This is a genomic window from Oscillatoria sp. CS-180, from assembly GCF_028330965.1.
GTDB lineage: Bacteria > Cyanobacteriota > Cyanobacteriia > Phormidesmidales > Phormidesmidaceae > Halomicronema.
This window is the reverse complement of the sequence record NZ_JAQMUB010000033.1, coordinates 48,469-65,819: the sequence shown is the minus strand read 5'-3', so window position 1 is coordinate 65,819 and position 17,351 is coordinate 48,469. Positions and strand designations below refer to the sequence as shown.

The 17,351-nt window shown below is 50.1% G+C and carries 12 protein-coding genes; 8 read left to right on the top strand and 4 right to left on the bottom strand.

Annotation, left to right across the window (positions count from 1 at the left end):
- Window positions 1-115: 115 nt before the first annotated feature.
- A complete protein-coding gene (locus tag PN498_RS08295) occupies window positions 116-1,909 on the bottom strand; it encodes a PAS domain S-box protein (protein ID WP_272062257.1) in 1,794 nt (597 codons plus the stop codon).
- 867 nt (window positions 1,910-2,776) lie between these two features.
- Here PN498_RS08295 and PN498_RS08290 point away from each other — a divergent pair.
- The gene (locus PN498_RS08290) at window positions 2,777-3,679 is read left to right on the top strand and encodes an ABC transporter ATP-binding protein (RefSeq protein WP_272062256.1); all 903 of its coding nucleotides are present in this window, start codon (window positions 2,777-2,779) and stop codon (window positions 3,677-3,679) included.
- Window positions 3,680-3,720: 41 nt separating this feature from the next.
- On the opposite strand, the gene PN498_RS08285 is transcribed toward PN498_RS08290, so the two are convergent.
- Complete coding sequence (locus PN498_RS08285; RefSeq protein ID WP_272062255.1) at window positions 3,721-5,055, bottom strand: TrkH family potassium uptake protein; 1,335 nt, start codon at window positions 5,053-5,055, stop codon at window positions 3,721-3,723.
- A 140-nt stretch (window positions 5,056-5,195) separates the two neighbouring features.
- On the opposite strand from PN498_RS08285, the gene PN498_RS08280 reads away from it, so the two are divergent.
- Window positions 5,196-6,047 (top strand): methyltransferase domain-containing protein, encoded by an 852-nt coding sequence (locus tag PN498_RS08280; protein WP_272062254.1) that lies wholly within the window; start codon window positions 5,196-5,198, stop codon window positions 6,045-6,047.
- A gap of 214 nt (window positions 6,048-6,261) precedes the next feature.
- Here the strand turns inward: PN498_RS08280 and PN498_RS08275 are convergent, their stop codons facing one another.
- Complete coding sequence (locus PN498_RS08275; RefSeq protein ID WP_272062253.1) at window positions 6,262-7,473, bottom strand: DUF3747 domain-containing protein; 1,212 nt, start codon at window positions 7,471-7,473, stop codon at window positions 6,262-6,264.
- Between the two features lie 318 nt (window positions 7,474-7,791).
- On the opposite strand from PN498_RS08275, the gene PN498_RS08270 reads away from it, so the two are divergent.
- The 5 genes from PN498_RS08270 to PN498_RS08250 all read left to right on the top strand — a co-directional run bounded on the left by PN498_RS08270 (window position 7,792) and on the right by PN498_RS08250 (window position 11,061).
- A complete protein-coding gene (locus PN498_RS08270; RefSeq protein WP_272062252.1) occupies window positions 7,792-8,370 on the top strand; it encodes a pentapeptide repeat-containing protein in 579 nt (192 codons plus the stop codon).
- A gap of 95 nt (window positions 8,371-8,465) precedes the next feature.
- The gene (locus PN498_RS08265; RefSeq protein WP_272062251.1) at window positions 8,466-9,632 is read left to right on the top strand and encodes a DNA double-strand break repair nuclease NurA; all 1,167 of its coding nucleotides are present in this window, start codon (window positions 8,466-8,468) and stop codon (window positions 9,630-9,632) included.
- Between the two features lie 107 nt (window positions 9,633-9,739).
- Window positions 9,740-10,453: a Uma2 family endonuclease gene (locus PN498_RS08260; RefSeq protein WP_272062250.1), complete on the top strand. Its 714-nt coding sequence runs from the start codon at window positions 9,740-9,742 to the stop codon at window positions 10,451-10,453.
- A gap of 15 nt (window positions 10,454-10,468) precedes the next feature.
- On the top strand, window positions 10,469-10,702 hold the full coding sequence (locus PN498_RS08255; protein ID WP_272062249.1) for a DUF433 domain-containing protein: 234 nt from the start codon (window positions 10,469-10,471) through the stop codon (window positions 10,700-10,702).
- Window positions 10,699-11,061, top strand: coding sequence for a DUF5615 family PIN-like protein (locus tag PN498_RS08250; RefSeq protein ID WP_272062248.1), 363 nt, complete (start codon window positions 10,699-10,701; stop codon window positions 11,059-11,061). The genes PN498_RS08255 and PN498_RS08250 overlap by 4 nt, the downstream gene beginning before the upstream one ends.
- 163 nt (window positions 11,062-11,224) lie before the next feature.
- Here the strand turns inward: PN498_RS08250 and PN498_RS08245 are convergent, their stop codons facing one another.
- Window positions 11,225-14,299 carry a HEAT repeat domain-containing protein gene (locus PN498_RS08245; protein WP_272062247.1) on the bottom strand — a complete coding sequence of 1,025 codons (3,075 nt, stop codon included), beginning with the start codon at window positions 14,297-14,299 and terminating at the stop codon, window positions 11,225-11,227.
- A gap of 1,141 nt (window positions 14,300-15,440) precedes the next feature.
- Here PN498_RS08245 and PN498_RS08240 point away from each other — a divergent pair.
- A complete protein-coding gene (locus PN498_RS08240) occupies window positions 15,441-17,303 on the top strand; it encodes a vanadium-dependent haloperoxidase (protein WP_272062246.1) in 1,863 nt (620 codons plus the stop codon).
- The last annotated feature ends 48 nt before the right edge of the window (window positions 17,304-17,351 follow it).

The following is a 17,351-nucleotide window of genomic DNA, read 5'->3' as shown; positions in this document are numbered from 1 at the left end:
GATACGGAAAGCTTTCGTAAATCGCTTGGCGAAATTGGCGCAGCGGTTCAAGATAGGTTGACATCAGTGGTAGGGCTTAGAGTTTCCAATCCTCTACCACTTTCCTGCTCTTCAGTCACCCTGATTGTCCAAAGTCCAGTAAAGAAGATGTTGTCTCTAAGTTGAATGTGGACGGTAAACCTACACCATCGTCTTTGATGATGAGAATGATCTGGTCCTGAGCAAGATCGGATGACGTGACAGTGATGGTGCCATTTTGTCCTGATGGAAATGCATATTTCAAAGAATTAGAAACGAGTTCAGTCAGAATCAGACCACAGGGCAGAGCTGTATCGGTATCAAGCCAATGATCACTAATGTTGATTTTGGGGAGGACTTTATTGGCTTCTAAACAATACGTTTCGAGTAAGCTGTGAACTAAGCTTTTGGCATAATCAGCCAAATCAATACAAGCAAGACTTTGAGACCGACAGAGCTTCTCGTGAACGAGTGCCATTGCCTTAACTCTGCATTGGCTATCGCGAGTAACAGCCAGCGCTAATGGATCTGAAAGGTTGCGCGACTGCAAATTCAGGAGGCTGTAAATGACTTGTAAATTATTTTTGACGCGATGATAGATCTCTTTGAGCAGTAGCTCTTTTTCTCGAAGAGCAGCTCTCATCTTTTCTTGTTCCTGAGCTTCTTTACGATCGCTAATGTCCTGCTGTACAGTCACTAAAACTCGTCCATAGTCAGGATGATCAAAGACTGAAGTTGTTGCCTCACACCAGAAGTCGGAACCATCTTTCTTGACGTTATGGGCTTCATAAGTGTGCTCACCTCTTCTCAATATTTCGGCTATCAGTTGGCGAGCCGTTTCTCCAGATGAATCTTGATAATTCAATATCGAGATATGCTGTCCACTTAATTCATCTGGCTCATAGCCAAAAAGTCTCTCGAATTTGGGATTAGCGTACACAATACTGCCGTTGTCAATTCTGACGAGGCAAATTCCCTCAGCCATATTGCGGGTGATGATTGCCTGAAGCTGAAGCTGTTTTTCAGCCTTCTTGCGATCGCTAATATCCCGACCTTCAGGGATGAGTAGAACAACCTGTCCTTCATCGTTAAAGATAGGACGTAAGGAGAAGTCAATAGTCATGATCTGACCTTGCTTACCTCGCATGTCTACTTCGTAGCGGACAAAGTTGCCCTGAGCTGCCTGAGCGATCGCGCTATGGAACTGATCTTGAACTGTTTCAGATACGAGACCTCTAATTGTGTCCTCAAGGGGCTTGCCAACGATCTTGTTCCGCGTTGAGCCACAAATAGCCAAAGCAGAGCGATTAGCCTCTAGCAGAATTCCATCTGGTGATAACAGCCCGATGAACTGATACATCTGGTCAAAGATGCCTCGAAACCGCAATTCACTCTCTTGCAGGGCACGCTCTGCAACCTTCCGGTCGGTAATTAAGCTAAAACAAACAACGGCTCCTGTAATGGTGCGATCAGCTTCGCGATAAGGTGAATAGGTCACTCTGACAAACTGTTGGCCTATTGCAGCAAAATTAAACCACGCTTCGTACTGCACCGTTTCCCCAGAAAAGCAGGCATCTAGGCGTGGTTTCACCGTTTCTAAAAAAACCTTTTTCCCCAGAAGCTCACTAACCGAACAGCCTTCGATTTCTTCTCGACGCTTGTTGTTGTAGCGCAAATAGGTATCGTTAACAAATTGATAGATGTAATTGCAATCGACTAAAGAAATGCCATCAGAACTGATAGAGAGAATCCGCTCATATTGATGAGAACGGCGTTCTGTTAGATGGCGATCAGTCACATTGCGTGCTGTAAATAGGTCCTTACCCGGCTCCATTCGACTGATAGACGTCTCTTTTCCTAGTCGATCAGCTCTTCCCGATTTCTGAGGCATCGTGATCATCAAAATTAGAGTTGGCCATAGCAAATCATACTTCCCCGAAATCTTTGTGGTGGTTGAAAACCAGGAAAAGAAATCCTGTTCCGTCAAGAAACTTTGGAGACTTAAGGCAATCCAAAACACGGCTAATATTCTAAACAACCTAATTGAATACAAATGAGTTCTTGCTTTGAAGGGTTGACTGGGATATTGAAAGGCGTCAGTAAAAGAAATGAAGAAGGCGTAGAAGCAATAGACTGTAAAAATGCCGTCTGAGAAATCGTATAACGAAATCGGCAGAGGGTGGCGTAGGCAGCTATAGTCTCTTAGACAGTCAACAATTGTACTCATCAGCGTGTTTTCGTAAGCACGCATTCAATATTCCCGAGGGCAAAAAATAACATGATGTTTTTGTATAAGAAATCATTAAGAATACAGCCTTGTCGCAATCATCTCCGTATTGAAACGGAGAAAACCTTTAAAGGCAAAATCATTAAGTAGTCGATTTCTATTAAAAGAACGCAGCTTGTCAACAGCTATCTCCGTATTGAAACGGAGATAACCTACCAAGATAAAATCATTAACGAGTTTACTTCTATCAATCGATTAATTTCTACTAATTAGTTTTGCTCTTGAAACTAAAGGAGCAAACATAGGCTGCTTAAACCTTTAATCACCAACAAAACTTCAATAGCTCAGCATTGGAGAAACTGCTCAAATTCCGTTTCACGTTTAGCGATTAATTCATAAAGAAAAAATTAAAATCCATTCTTTTTTGCAGTAAAGTATTGGGGTTAGACAATGGCAAAGCTCTATTGATTCCTCAAAAGCAACATTGACAAAAACTCTATGTGGCTCATAGATATGGCAAGGGAATAGGACATGTTATCGATTCGAGATTTGAGCAAGACTTACAAAGATCGACAGGCGCTAAAAAATCTGAATTTGTATATCGCTGCAGGCGAAGTATATGGGCTATTGGGACCTAATGGAGCTGGCAAAACAACAGCAATCAATCTGATTTGCGGTTTGCTGCAGGCAGATAGCGGTGAGGTTTTCGTCAACGGCAAGGTTGTTAGTGACAAAACTCGTCCATGGATTGGCGTCATGCCCCAGGAGAACCTGCTATATCGGACGCTGTCCTGTGAAGAGAATCTGATGTTTTTCGCCAGGATTTACGGACTCGCTCGACGGCTCCGATCGCGTCGCGTCCAAGAGTGTCTGGCAGCCGTTAATCTACTTGATCGGGCCAAAACGCCTGTGGAAAAACTGAGCGGTGGCATGCAGCGACGGTTGAGCTTGGCGATCGCGATCGTGCATCGACCTAAACTTCTGATTCTGGACGAACCCACAACGGGCCTGGATATCGAAGTTCGTCACGAGGTTTGGGAACTAATCCGCTGGCTAAGCCGAGAAGAAGGCATGACGATTCTATTAACTACCCATTTGCTGGATGAGGCTGAGCGACTGTGTGACCGGATCGGCATCGTAAAACAAGGACATTTACTCACGGAAGGAACGCTACTCGAACTACGCCAACGTATTCCAGCTCGTGAAATTGTGACCATAGAGACGTCAGAACCCAACAAGGCCGTTTCCTTGGGCACCGCCCATGGCTTCACCCCGCGCCGCTATGGTTCAGAATTGTCCTTCTGGATTCCTGAAGACTTAGCGTTAAAGGATCTCATTGAGCGATTTGACGGCGTGCCGCTAGATGCGATTTCTCGCACGCCTGTAAAACTAGAGCACGTCTATCTAGAAATCACCCGTGGACCTGAGCGGTGAGCATGGGCGATTGGCCAAACTCGCGACTCATCGACGACACGCTAGCCCACCAACAAATCCTCTTCAGGGTATTTCACCATTGTCGGACTATGATCGCCCACCAGTGCAGCCATAAATAGCAGAACACCAACCCGACCCAGATACATGGTGGCAATAATGACGAGCTGTGCTGGAGTTGATAAATCCGCTGTAATTCCCGTGGATAGGCCAACCGTGGCAAAGGCCGAAACGGCCTCAAACAAAAGTCGTAAAAAGTTGAATTCTGGGTTGAACAAGGCTAATGCGATGGTTACGCAGACGACGGTAATGCCCGAACCAACCACAACACTAATTGCTTTCAAAATTCGCATGGGAGGAATTTCGCGGCGATAGACTAGTACTTCGTCATAGCCTCTTAAGACCGCACGAGTGCACATAAACAGGATGCTGATGGTGGTAGTCTTCAAACCGCCTCCAGTGCTGCCTGGGCTAGCTCCAATGAACATGAGTGCAATCATCAAAAACAGAGACGCATCCTGCATGGCATTGATATCAATGGAGTTGAAACCGGCTGTACGAGCAATCACAGACTGAAACCAGGCCGCAGTTAGCTTATCGCCGAAACCGAAAGGGCCAAGGGTATCAGGATTGTTGTACTCCAGACTGAGAAAGGTGATTGTACCTAGCACTAGCAGCGTCAACGAAGTGACAATCACGATTTTGAAATTGAGGGAAAAAGTGGTTCGCTCTAAGCTGCCCTGTAGGCGATCGCGCACCCACATAAAGGCTTCCATAATGACCTGATAACCAATACCGCCAAAGATAACCAGACTGGTAATCACAATGTTGACCCAGGTCGAGCGAGCGTACTGCACCAGACTGTCCTCAAACAGGCTGAAACCCGCGTTGTTGAAAGCACTCACACTATGAAAGATAGATGACCATAGGCCAAAAGCATTCCCGTAATCTCGGGTCATGGTGGGGACCAAGCAGAATGCTCCGGCTAGTTCAAAAATGAGCGTCATGCTGATAATAGAGACGATGAGCGATCGCGTCTCAGAAAGCCTTTGGGTATCCATCGACTGTTGCACAGCAAGACGTTCTTTTAGTCCCAAACGGCGTCTAAGGATGAGGATTAAAACGGTGGTTGCAGTCATGTAGCCTAATCCCCCGACTTGAATGAGCAACAAGATGATGCCCTGCCCAACGGGGGAGTAATAGCTGCCCGTGTCTACCACGATCAACCCCGTGACGCAAACAGCAGAGGTTGCTGTAAAGAGCGCCACAATAGGATCATTCCATTGCCCTGATGCCGTCGCAATGGGCAAAAAGAGCAAGACCGTCCCTATAAATACCAACATTAAAAAGCCTGCACAAATTGTGCGTGGGACTGTCATTTCGAAAAGATTCATATTTTTGTTCATAGCAAGAGAACCGCAGCCCTAAGCGCAAGCAGACTAGTTTGAGCAACATTGCTCCTTATCTTTCCATGAGTCGCGGCGAAAGACTACACTGCCTTTGGAGTGGGAAAAGCGCCATGAATTCAGATTTATACCAAAACATTCAAACCTTCTACGACGACTCTTCAGAACTTTGGGAGTCGGTTTGGGGAGAACACATGCACCACGGATTCTATGGCTTCGTGGGAACCCACCAAAAAGACCAGCAGCAGGCCCAAGTTGATCTTATTGAGGCTCTCTTGAAGTGGTCTGGTATCACTCAGGCAGAGCAAATATTAGACGCGGGCTGTGGCATTGGCGGCAGTGCTCTGTATCTGTGCGATCGCTACCAAGCTGCCGTCACGGGAATTACGCTCAGCCCCAAACAAGCGGCTAGAGCAACAGAGCGAGCGGCAGCAGCAGGGCTATCTGACCGAGCCCAGTTTCAGGTCGATGATGTGCTCAATACGTCCTTTCCCGATGAGCAATTTGATTTCATCTGGTCGATGGAAAGCGGCGAGCACTATCCTGACAAGGGACAGTTCTTCAAAGAGAGCTATCGGCTCCTAAAACCTGGTGGAACCCTCTTAATGGCGACTTGGTGTCACCGACCAACCCATTCCCTAGCAGGTAGTTTGACCGAGGCCGAACAACTCCATTTAGCCTCTATCTATAAGGTCTATCACTTGCCCTATGTCTTATCGCTACCGGACTACGACCACCTCGCCAGACAGGCGGGATATGCCGACGTCCAGACAGCAGATTGGTCAGATGCGGTGGCCCCATTTTGGGATGCTGTCATTAAATCCTCTTTGCAGTGGGACGCGATCGTGGGGTTAGTGCAAGCCGGCTGGCCTACGCTACAGGGAGCTTTAGCCTTGGGTCTCATGCGCTGGGGATTTCAGTGGGGTCTCATTCGCTATGGAGTCCTCAGCGCTAGAAAAGAGTAATTGTAGAGGAACGCAATCTAGCTTTAGCTATCTAGGCTTGTGCACCTAATAGCGTCCGGGCGCTAAGTCCATAGCCAACTGGATGCATCATGTTCTAACAGTCGCTATACATTGTGTCCTCGTATTTACAGACCACCCAAAAGAGCCAGGGATATGGCACCGCCATGTCCCTGGCTCAAATAGTGAGATCAATTCGCTAAAACCGAACTGCTACTTACAGTTCAGGTGTGGCTCCACAGTCGATCAGACGCTCTACTGCCGCGGTCGTATAGTTCCGGAGAGCATTGGCGTCAGGTCGGAACTCGCTGCCTCGCTCGTTGTAAGGTGTTGCCACCCCACAGTAGGCAGACATAACCGCAATGGTTTCCGCGTTCCAGTGAGCACTCGTATCCGAGAAACGAACCACATCACCCGTGGGTTCGATCTCTTCAGGTCTCACCCCTCCGGAAGAAGCAAGTACTTCGGCAGTCCGCCGGAGAATTGACATCAGCTCGGCCCGGGTAACCGTATCGGTTGGTCGATAGTTACCACTTGGATCGCCTGCTAAAATACCGTTTTGCCTCAGAAGAGCAATTTTAGGAGCACTCCAGCGATCGGCAGGAACATCTGGGAAAGGGGCCTGTGTAACAGTAGGAATCTCAAAGTTTCCTCTCGTCAGCAGCGCCTCAACCACCATAGAGGTCGCTTCTTCGCGGGTAACAGGACGAGTAGGTCCAAAGGTGCCATCCTGACGTCCAGCCACAAACCCAATCTCGACTGCCCGAACGATCTCATCAGCATAGATATCGTTGGCAATATCAGGGAAAGGATAGTCAATCTGAGGAACCGGATCCGGATTAGGCACTGGGTTGGCTGCGATGTCGTCACCCGTCTCTAGCTCAGCCAAAGTCAAATCGTTGGTGTAATAGAAATGACCCAGAGGCGTTCCTTCATAGGTTCGCTGAGTAATTCGCCAGCCGGGCGCAAGCTTGATTTCGGTGTAACCGTTTTCGCTGATGCCCCCCGTGCGGCCAATCACGAAAGAGGATCCCCTCAAGGGTTGACCGAGCAGCACCAGTTCTCCATCGGACTCCTTAACCGCTAGAGCGTAAGCAGAGCCTAGCTCTTCTCCACCGACTCGAATCGAATAACCGTTTGAATCAGACGTCGGCGCACAACCGCTCGTGTTCTCCCGCCAGAGAGGTGTCACCACTCCAGGATCAGAGCCCGTTACCGCAAAGCATTCTGCCCCAGGCTGACGCTCCCGAATAAGCCAAAGCTGGTATGGAATGAAGCGGCCTCCCGGAATGGCTACCGAGAGAAAGCTATCCTGATCAACTTCTAAAGCATCGAATTCAGTAGAAGAGGCAGTAATTGCACTTCCTAAAACCCCAATTGTCGCAGCTGCTGCAACCGCCGCGAGCTTAAACGCATTTCTTAACTTCATAATTTACCCGTTGTATCTCACATGTGTTGAGACGATTGCCAATGGGCGAGGTGCCCATATGAAAGTAGAATCTGTGAGTCTTAACGCTTCTATCAGTATTGAACGATATAGAAATCAAAGCTTATTCGTTCAATGGTACAAGAAGCCTAAGGCGCATGAGGCATGGCTATTATTAGATCAAATTCACAGAAAATCCAGACTTTTTCAAAAGAGTATAGAAAGAAGTACTGGGATGCTAAGTGTAGCTAATTTTTGGGGCTATATGACTGCTCTCACTTCGGTTTCTTAACGTCACGGCAACACATCGAAATTTGCATAATGATTATTCGCGATCGCTTCTCTTCACGCCATTCTCATGCCCTGCTTGGAGCTAGTAGCCTAGCGCTATTGAGTGGGTTCGCATTCAGTATTCCAACACCAGCGTTTGATCCTGAGGACCTAGGGCAGCTTCTTCAAGAGCGCACCTGTTCCCACTGTGACCTTTCTGGTGCCGACCTCAGGTTTCTAGACCTAAGTGGAGTCAACCTCGAACAGGCCAATTTGTCTGAAGCAAATTTCTATCGCAGCACGATAGATGATGCTGACCTCAGCGGCGCTAACCTAACTGGCGCTTATTTAGCTGAGGTATCCGCGATCGCCGTCAACTTAAATTCTGCCAAGCTTGATCGCGCCACTGTTTATCAAGCCGACTTCACAGGCGCCACACTGTACGGCACGCTGTTTGGCGAAGCCTACATAGAAGGCTCTATCTTCAACAATGCGCTGTTAGTCGCTGCTGATATGAGCCGCATCATTTCCGTTGGCAACGATTTTTCAGGGGCCATTCTGTGTGGAGCCGACATGGTTTACGGCGACTATCGTTACGGATGCTTGGGGGACGAAGAGTCAGCAAACTGAGCCAAAGTCTACAGAAAACGAGAAAGCATCTGCCCCTCTCACTTTTAAAGAAATCGAGTACAATACATTCGTTCTAAACGACAAAACGTGGGTTTATGCCAGTCAGTCCCGCTCAGATCCGTGCTGTGCTTGATGAAAAGCGTAAGGATCTCACTCGATTTGATCGGTCTCTCAATAGCGATCTGAAGCACTATCGCGACGCTTGGCGGACGCTAACGGAACAGTGCTCTAGTCACGTTGCTGAACAACTTTCGGGTAGGCGGGTGGGGTCTCATCCATTGGAGACCTTCGATGCGATCAAAAAAGGCGTTATTCCCAATGCCCATTGCTGGGAAAACCGAGAGGAAAGTCTGGCTTGGGTCCGCTCTCTGCTATCGGGCATCACAACGTTTGCGGTGGATGGCTCGCAGATATTTCCGAGCAAGGACATTTCAGTTCCGATCGCCCTAGTCCAAATTGGCTGGTTTGAAAATCCCCACACGGCTGATGGGCAATATCGCAAAGATATTGAGTTAGACATCCTCACCCCCAGAGACTTGCAAGTGAAGCAGCAGGGCGAACCCGTTGATCGCCAGGTCAATATTCGTCGCTTTGAGATGGAAGTGAGTCGGCTCGTCCGCTACATGGAATCTTGCCAACAGCCGGAGCGATCGCTCGTGCTATTTGACGGCTCCCTCGTGGTGACCTTCGCCGATGCCTTTGATCCTGACAGTCAAAAAGCCTATGTGCGAGCTATGGTTAGCTTGTTGCAAGCGAGTCAGGCGTACCAAGTGCCGCTCGTCGGGTACATTGATACGTCTTACGCCCGCGACCTCACCACGCTGCTCCAGCATTACCAGCCCCAGCTCAATCCGGTTGAAACCATCCACGATGCTCAACTGCTCAATCCCTTGATGAAATGGGGCGATCGCACGCCACTGCTGAGATGCGATCGCGAAGGCATCCTAGACCAATATGGTGACCAAAAAGATCAAATCGTCTTCAGCTATTTGCAAACGACCCGTAATCGTCCACCCGCTCGTCTAGAAATGCCCCATTGGTTGTGGGAAGCGGGTCTCGCTGAATCAGTGCTCGATTGGGTTAAGGCCGAAGTCGTTGTCGGCGGTGGGTATCCCTACGCGATTGAAACGGCTGACCAGACCGCCGTTCTGCAAGCCCCGGATCGCCAGCTGTTCTACCGCATTCTGCAAGACTGGGCTGATCGAGAGTCTCTGAACGTTCAATTTTCCCGCAAACTCGTCAGCAAGTTGCGACGACGCTGACCAGTACTCTGACAATCCAGTTTTAGCCCTACCGTCAGTCGCAGGGTGGCCTGTTTTTCCCAGCGGTAGACTGGAACTGTCTTAGTTTGTCGCTCTTCAGTACCCGTATGGTCAGTGTCGTTCCGTTGGTGCCCCAGCCTGTTCCTCAACCCATTGGCGAAAGGCGATTATTCTTTCACTCCCTCGACTGGCAGCGCTACCAAACGCTGCGAGAAACATTGAGCCGCGATCGCGGCGCTTCCCCTTTAGACAATCGCAACATTCGTTTCACCTACCTGCAAGGGAAGTTAGAAGTTACTATCCCGCTAGAAATCCACGAGTTCTCGGCTCGATTAATCGAGAAGTTCATTTGGATACTGGTGGTGGAATATGGCCTGAAGGTCAAAACGATGGGATCGACGACGTTGGACAGAGAGTCGTTGGGACGATCGGCTGAGCCTGACAATGCCTACTACATCCAAAATCAACCCTTGGTGGCGGGTCGAGATGTGGATTTGGATCAAGACCCGCCGCCTGACTTAGTCGTCGAGGTGGATATTACCCATACGGACATCGACAAGCTAGACCTCTACGCCGCCATGAACATTCCAGAATTTTGGCGATACAACGGCGAAGTTTGGCGCATTTATACGCTGCGCGATCGCGCGTATCAAGAAGTTGAGGCTAGTCCAACATTTCCACAGGTGCCCAAGCTGAAGCTCTATGAATTTTTGGCAACGGCTCGGCAAGATGAGGTGGAGGCAGAGTTAGCTTTACGGCAGTGGGTGAGAGAGTTATCAATAAAGACTGACAAGCAAACGTCCAATAAATCCCATGATTGATATCAAGGTGAAGCTTTGTTGAAATTTGAGCGCGTTACATTTGAGCCGCACGTTATGTCAGGACAGGCTTGTATTCGGGGAATGCGAGTGCCTGTCTCCTTAGTGCTAAATTTAGTTGCTAATGGCAAGACGATCGCCGAAATCATCGAAGATTATCCCTATTTAGAAGCTGAGGATGTTCGACAGGCACTCCATTATGCAGCTTGGCTAGCCTCTGAGCGCATTTACACGACAGCAAAAGCTGTATGAAGTTTTTGGCAGATATGGGCATTTCTCCACGGACGGTGGAGTGGCTACGCCAGCAAGGATATGACGCCGTACATTTATTGGATGAAGGGTTACAGCGTCTACCCGATGGAGAGATCTTGCAGAAAGCCAAAGCCGAAGGCCGTATTGTACTAACCATCGATCTAGACTTTGGCTATTTATTAGCCATTAGCGGAGCAGTTTTGCCGAGTGTAGTGTTATTCCGACTAGGCAATGCCAGTCGTGAGGTTGTTGAAGCGCGTCTAGCAAATGTTCTGTCTCAGTGTGAAGAGGACTTATGCTCTGGAGCCATTATTTCTGTAAGCGATGAGATGTTTAGGGTTAGGAATTTGCCACTGTGAGACCGTCATTATTTTGAATGATGACGTGAGGATACCGATAGCCCGGAGTCGAGCCAGCTGGATCGTCTAGATCTACATGGCATAGTAGTGGCCATCTAGTCATCCCCAAAGGGAATTTTTTCAAGCGCATTGCGAACAACGTTGGCATCTCTAGCAGGCACAACTAGCCCTCCCCCAGAAGCTTAACAAGTTGCTTCGCTGCCCTTTTCTTGAACACCTCATCACTATCATTCAGAGCACGGTCTTGCAGCAGTTCTAAGGTTTTGGGATGGTCAGGATATTGCTGTATCAAAACTTCTAAAACCGTTTGGCGAGGATTTTCTTGCCAGTCATATTCCCGTTCAAAGGGATCATTGAAAGCAAGATCGCACCAAAATTCAAACAGATTTGGATCATCTTTCCAGCCTCTGGCCAACTCCTGCACGGCGGCTTGGCGCACCGCCCAGTTCTCGTCTTGTTGAGCGCGGGCTTTGAGCCACGGCAAGGTCTCGGCGTCCTCTTTCCAGCCTCTCGCCAACTCCTGCACGGCGGCACGGCGCACCGCACTGCTCTCGTCTTCTTGAGCGCAGGCTTTGAGAATCGGCAAGGTCCCGGCGTCCTCTTTCCAGCCTCTCGCCAACTCCTGCACGGCGGCACGGCGCACATCCCAGTTCTCGTCTTCTTGAGCGCGGGCTTTGAGCCACGGCAAGGTCTCGGCGTCCTCTTTCCAGCCTCTCGCCAACTCCTGCACGGCGGCACGGCGCACCGCACCGTTCTCGTTTTCTTGAGCGCGGGCTTTGAGCCACACAGGAGTGCTCTTAAGGGTAGCCCAGTTTTGTGCGATCGCGGCAACAACCGATTCTGGGACGTACGAAGCTGCATGAACGGTTATCCAGTTTTTGAGTAGGGGGAGGAGATCTATCTGCTCCCGCCAAGTGCTCACGATAACGCTAACGACTGCCTCCGAAGCGCTTTTATCCAGATAGTGGGGATACTGATCTTCAATTTCAGTTTTCAGCCTCTGAAAAAGGTGATCAGCTTCGCCAGCTAGTTCTCGACGATTACGAACCTCTGAGAGGCAATTGGCCGCTAGCAATAAATTGCTCAGACCCTCTCGTTTGAGATAGTCATTTTCAGCAAAGTTCGATTTGTTGATTTTTAGGTCCAGTAAAAATGCGATGAGGCTGCCAACGAATTTAGACTCAATCATTCCAGCAACGAGTCGTAGGACTTCTTGCCAGCTTTCCTCCTGCCAGTGCCTCCCAAAGGTTTGGTCTCGCAGTTGCTCAAACGTAATGGTTTGGGTTTCTTTAAACTCCCAAACAAAAGCCCAAGCCGCAAAGAATTCCAAAAATGTCCGATGTACAAAGCCATAGTTATCGGCTCCGAGGTAACACAGAATAAAGTTGCGCTCCCGCAGTTGCTGAATCATCCGTCGCGCGACATCGCGCGGTTGAGCAATATCGATGGACTTTAAATACTCCGACAAAATGGCTTCCAGATCTTGAGCGCTGATGATGTTTCCGGCTAGCCCTGCTTCTCCAGACTGCATGTGAAACGCCACTTTGCGGAGCATGGCTTGCTTATCTCGATAGTCAATCGTCACCGGATCCAGCTTCTGCTCGATGAGATTCCGCTCCACATCCCACTGGTGCAGCAGCACCCGCGATGCCTGGTTGTACAACTCAGGTCGGTCTCTGGGCAGCTCTTGGTTGCGGTTCAAAATCGCCATCATGGTCAGCAAAAGTGGATTCCCCGCCAGTTCCCGAATGGCCTTGGAATCGCGAATCGCCTTGTGTAGACGCTCTCGCTTGCGGATTTTGTCTGTCCCTTCTAGAAACGTCTGGTCGTGCCAGCGCTCGATAAACTCGGCAATCTGATCGTCTGCCAGGTCTTGCAGCATGTAGTGCTGAAACCCCGCATCCCGCAGAGTTTGTGCTTTATATCCCAGCCAGCGCGACGTGACCACTGTCTGCACGGCAGGATAATTGTTAGTAAAGCGATGAATGTCCGTCACCACCACTTCTCGCAGGTTGGGGTCGAACACCTCATCAATGCCGTCGAAGAGGGCCACGGCATCCCCATTGGTCAACACCTCATAAAGCCGCTGCTGGTTTAGCCGACAGGCAATATCTCCCTGGTGCAGATAGTCCACAATGCTGCTGCACTTCTGGTCATTGCGATCGCGGGCATATTTCCGCAGCTCAATCAGTAGGGGCAGCGGGCGCTGGGCCAGCTCTTTCAAGTCGTGGAGCGGCTGCTCCGCCCACTGCAAGGCAATGTATTGCAATAGCGTTGATTTCCCCGATCCGGGATCTCCCAGCACTACAGCGTAGTCTGCGATCGGACGACTCCGCTGCCCCCCACCCTCAACTCGCCCAACTGCCTCTAATATGTTTTGAATGGGCTGCTCTACATAGGTCTGGCGGTATTCCTCGATCTGTGAAGCTTCCAGTGCTTCCGCATCCAATTCCCCTCGTTGCTGTAGCTCTTTTAGCTTTTCCTTGGGAATCTCATACACCTTCGGGTTGAATTCCTGACACGTCCGCACATCTTGGGGAATGAACATGCGCCACAGCTTCAAGTCGTTGTATGCATAGCCCGTGGTGTCTAGCGACTCCAGCTTGAGGTTGCCGTACTGCTCCCGTACAGTTTCCTGATACTTCCGCAAATCAAAATCTGGCGGAATTCCCACCAATTCCTCGACGCCCTGACGTATGGCTTCCTGATTGTGCAGCTTCAACACGTTCCGCAGTTCGTCTGAACTCCGCAGAATGCCTTGTACCGCCCGGACATACTGCTTGCCAATCTGCTGCCAGTCAAAGTCTTCCGGCAAAGATTGCAGATTCTGATCCCCCCATCGTTGTGCCAACACCTCTGCATCAATACTGCGACAGTCCAGCTCAAACGCTCGTCCCAGGGTCGCCTTCACGGCTCGATCGGCCATAAACTGGCGCAGCGGTATTTCATAAAAGTCGCGAATCTCAGCCCCTATGCAGCCCTGAAATTCCAGCTCTTCTTCCACCAGTTCTACAAACGCCTTCACTGCTTGCCCCAAGGCTTTTTGCATCGGCGCTTGACTCGCCAATCCCACAACATCCGCCACACAGCCCTTGAAGAAATCCTTTGCGTAGTCTTCCAAACTGCCTTGCAGCAGCGGCAACAGCACATCTTTGGCGATATATTTGCCTGTTTCCTTTAGCCCGATCGCAGCAAGAATGTCGAAAACCATTGTCCAGACGCTGAGCACGATTGCCACAACTATATCCCTGGCAAAGCAGAAGTTGCCGCAGAAACCCACAACTGCAACATACCGCCAACGAGAACCTCAGCCTTCTAGCTCACAGCATCCATTCTCAAGCACGAGGATTGATCTCGCTCTTGTCTTTTTGCCTCGCCGCCGAGCCTCAAAGGAAGGCCCACGATGTTTCAGGACTCATCGTCTCATCATTGAGCAAGGTCGAATTGAATTCCAGAAGCGATCGCCCCTTCATGTCTCACGTGTGGGACCAGCTTATCCAGCAGGGTTGACATCGCCCACGCCGAGCAATTGTCTATCGAACACACGTTAACTTCACTCGAACACTCCTCAAAAGATAAGTAACCTTTAAGCGTTCCTCTACAACATATAAGTTTTCGCTCAAAACACTCGTTGGGTCCTTTGCGCCACTCGTTGGTTTCTCTACGCCACTCGTTGATTTCTCTACGCCACTTGTTGGGTCCTTTGCGCCACTCGTTGGGTCCTCTGCACCCCTTGTCGATCTCTCTAGAACGCAGAAGTATTCCTTCGTGTCACTCGTTGGGTTCTCTGCCCCTCCCGGGCATAGAGCGTCGGCGGATTCTCCGCTATGCCCTTGGAAAGGTCGGGTCCGTTCTCTGTCACGAGAGAAATTGAGGCCCGAGCTCCTTCGTTAACGGTCCAAAGGAAGCTCAAGAGAACAGTGAAAGTTGTAGCAACTTTTTATGGTCGCTTCAGCCTCCAGCAGAAAGGTTTACTTCACACCATGTTTTTTCTGCCTTCACACCGAATCAGTCCTGCCAAAATTGCAGGTTATCTGATGCACAAATCCTATTGAGTCAAAAACTTCAACTAAAACCGAGCTAAATTCTTCCGGATAAAATCTTCTCGGCGTGTAAAAGGGAGGCTCTAAAAAATAGCAGTACTCCTTTGAGAAAAGACTAAAGACTACTTCACTATTTTAATTTTAGGGAGTCTCTAGATAGGCTGAGATCCTATTCTATCAATCAATTTCAGACATTCAAGTAGACAATTGGCTTTCAGAGACGACCAGTATCCAAAGTATTTCTTTGAGAAAAATCTGGAATTCAAATTTTCGATTTGTTGAATTTATCGTGGGTGCAAACACAAAATTTTTCTGATACGTAGAGGAAATGCCCCAATGGAATCACGTCGTAATCAAGCCCTTAACGTTCGCATCGAGGCTGCAAAATTTGCCACTGGTCGAGAACACCCCATCCATAAGGCTAACGGAGAAGAGCTTCAGTATCGCTTTGCAAAACCTGGTGCTGGGGCCAGTGCTGAAGACAGTCTCCGTGGTGGCAAACCGTCCTACATTACTAACTACACCAAGGGTCTGCCCCACAGAGAAGATGACGGACTGATTGCCGATCCTAATGATTTCCAACAGTTTGTCCGAGGCATTGATTCGGGAGATACGCGCGACTTTCGGGACACGCCCCTGGGTCCTCTGCAACGGGATGCGTCGGGTCAAGTCATTGCTCGGGGAGCCCAGTACAACCAGCCCATCACCTGGCAGTCGGGATTTACCAATTCTGATGCGGTCAAAAATGCGAAAGGTGGATCTGTCGATGTGCGGGCCTGGGAAAGTCAGGGAGCGGGCAACACCTTCGACCTCCAGGGTCCCGATGCTCAGGCCGTTACCATGCCTCCGGCACCCGTCGCCGACAGCGACGAACTGATTGCTGAGATGGCCGAGGTCTATGAAATGGCGCTGCTCAGGGATGTGCCATTTGCCAAGTTCGCCTACGATGGCGACGTCAATGCCGCGATCGCCCGGCTTAATCATCTGGCTTGGTTTAACGGTAGCCCAATGCCAGGGCTGTCCCCAGAGGCCCAAGCTCGCCGTCGCGGTGAAGTCACCCAGCAGAACGCCTTTCGGGGCACCACATTTGGCGACAACGTCGGTCCCTATCTCTCGCAGTTTCTCTGCGCGGGTACACCAGAGCTAGGTAGCGAAGCGCAGACTGAGGACAGCGCCCGAGCTGGACTCGTGCAATATGGTGCCCTCGTTTTTCAGAGCAAAGTGCGGGTCGCGACGCCCTATCGCGACTATATGACGACTTGGGAATCGTGGCTGGACGTCCAAAACGGCGCTGACCTCCGAGGCACCGAAACCTATGAGGGTGACTGTCCCGACACTCGCTATCGGTTCATTGCCACACCCCGTGACCTAGCCACCTACGTGCATTACGATGCGCTGTACGAAGCCTACCTCAACGCTTGTTTGGCAATGCTGGCCCTTAAGGTTCCCTTTGATCCGGGTGTTCCCTTCCAGGGTGCAGACATTCTTGATCGCCAGCAGGGCTTTGCGCATTTTGGTGGCCCCCACATTCTGTCCTTGGTGACGGAAGTAGCGACCCGAGCGCTCAAGGCGGTTCGATTCCAGAAGTTTAACGTCCATCGGCGGCTGCGGCCTGAAGCTATTGGCGGTCGTCTACACCGGATGAAGAACACTTCCGGCAATCCTAGTTTCCAGCCCTTCGAAGCGATGTGCGATCGCCTCTCCGAAACGGGCCTATTAGAAGCGGTTCGCGCTCACAATGCTCGCCAGAACAGCATTCAAGACGGACGCGATGAGGACCAAGAAACCCTTACTAGCTATCTGCTGCCGATGGCGTTCCCAGAAGGATCGCCGATGCACCCGGCCTATGGCGCGGGTCATGCAACGGTGGCGGGCGCTTGCGTCACCATCCTGAAAGCCTTCTTCGACCATCGCTATGTCCTGCCGCGTCCCTACGTCTGTCCCGCACCCTCGGGTCAATCTCTAGAGGTGGCGAACTGCGTGCCTGACTTGACGGTAGAAGGTGAACTCAACAAGCTCGCGTCCAATATTTCTATCGGACGCAATTGGGCCGGGGTGCACTATTTCACCGACTACTCCGAATCGGTTCGCATGGGTGAAGCGATCGCAATTGGCATTCTAGAGGAGCAAAAGCTGACCTACGGCGAAAACTTCTCCATGTCCGTGCCGCTTTTTGATGGTCAAACCGTCCGGATTTAACGTCTGGACTGTGTTTCAGGTCGTATAGCCTCTCTCCTGGTCAGCCGA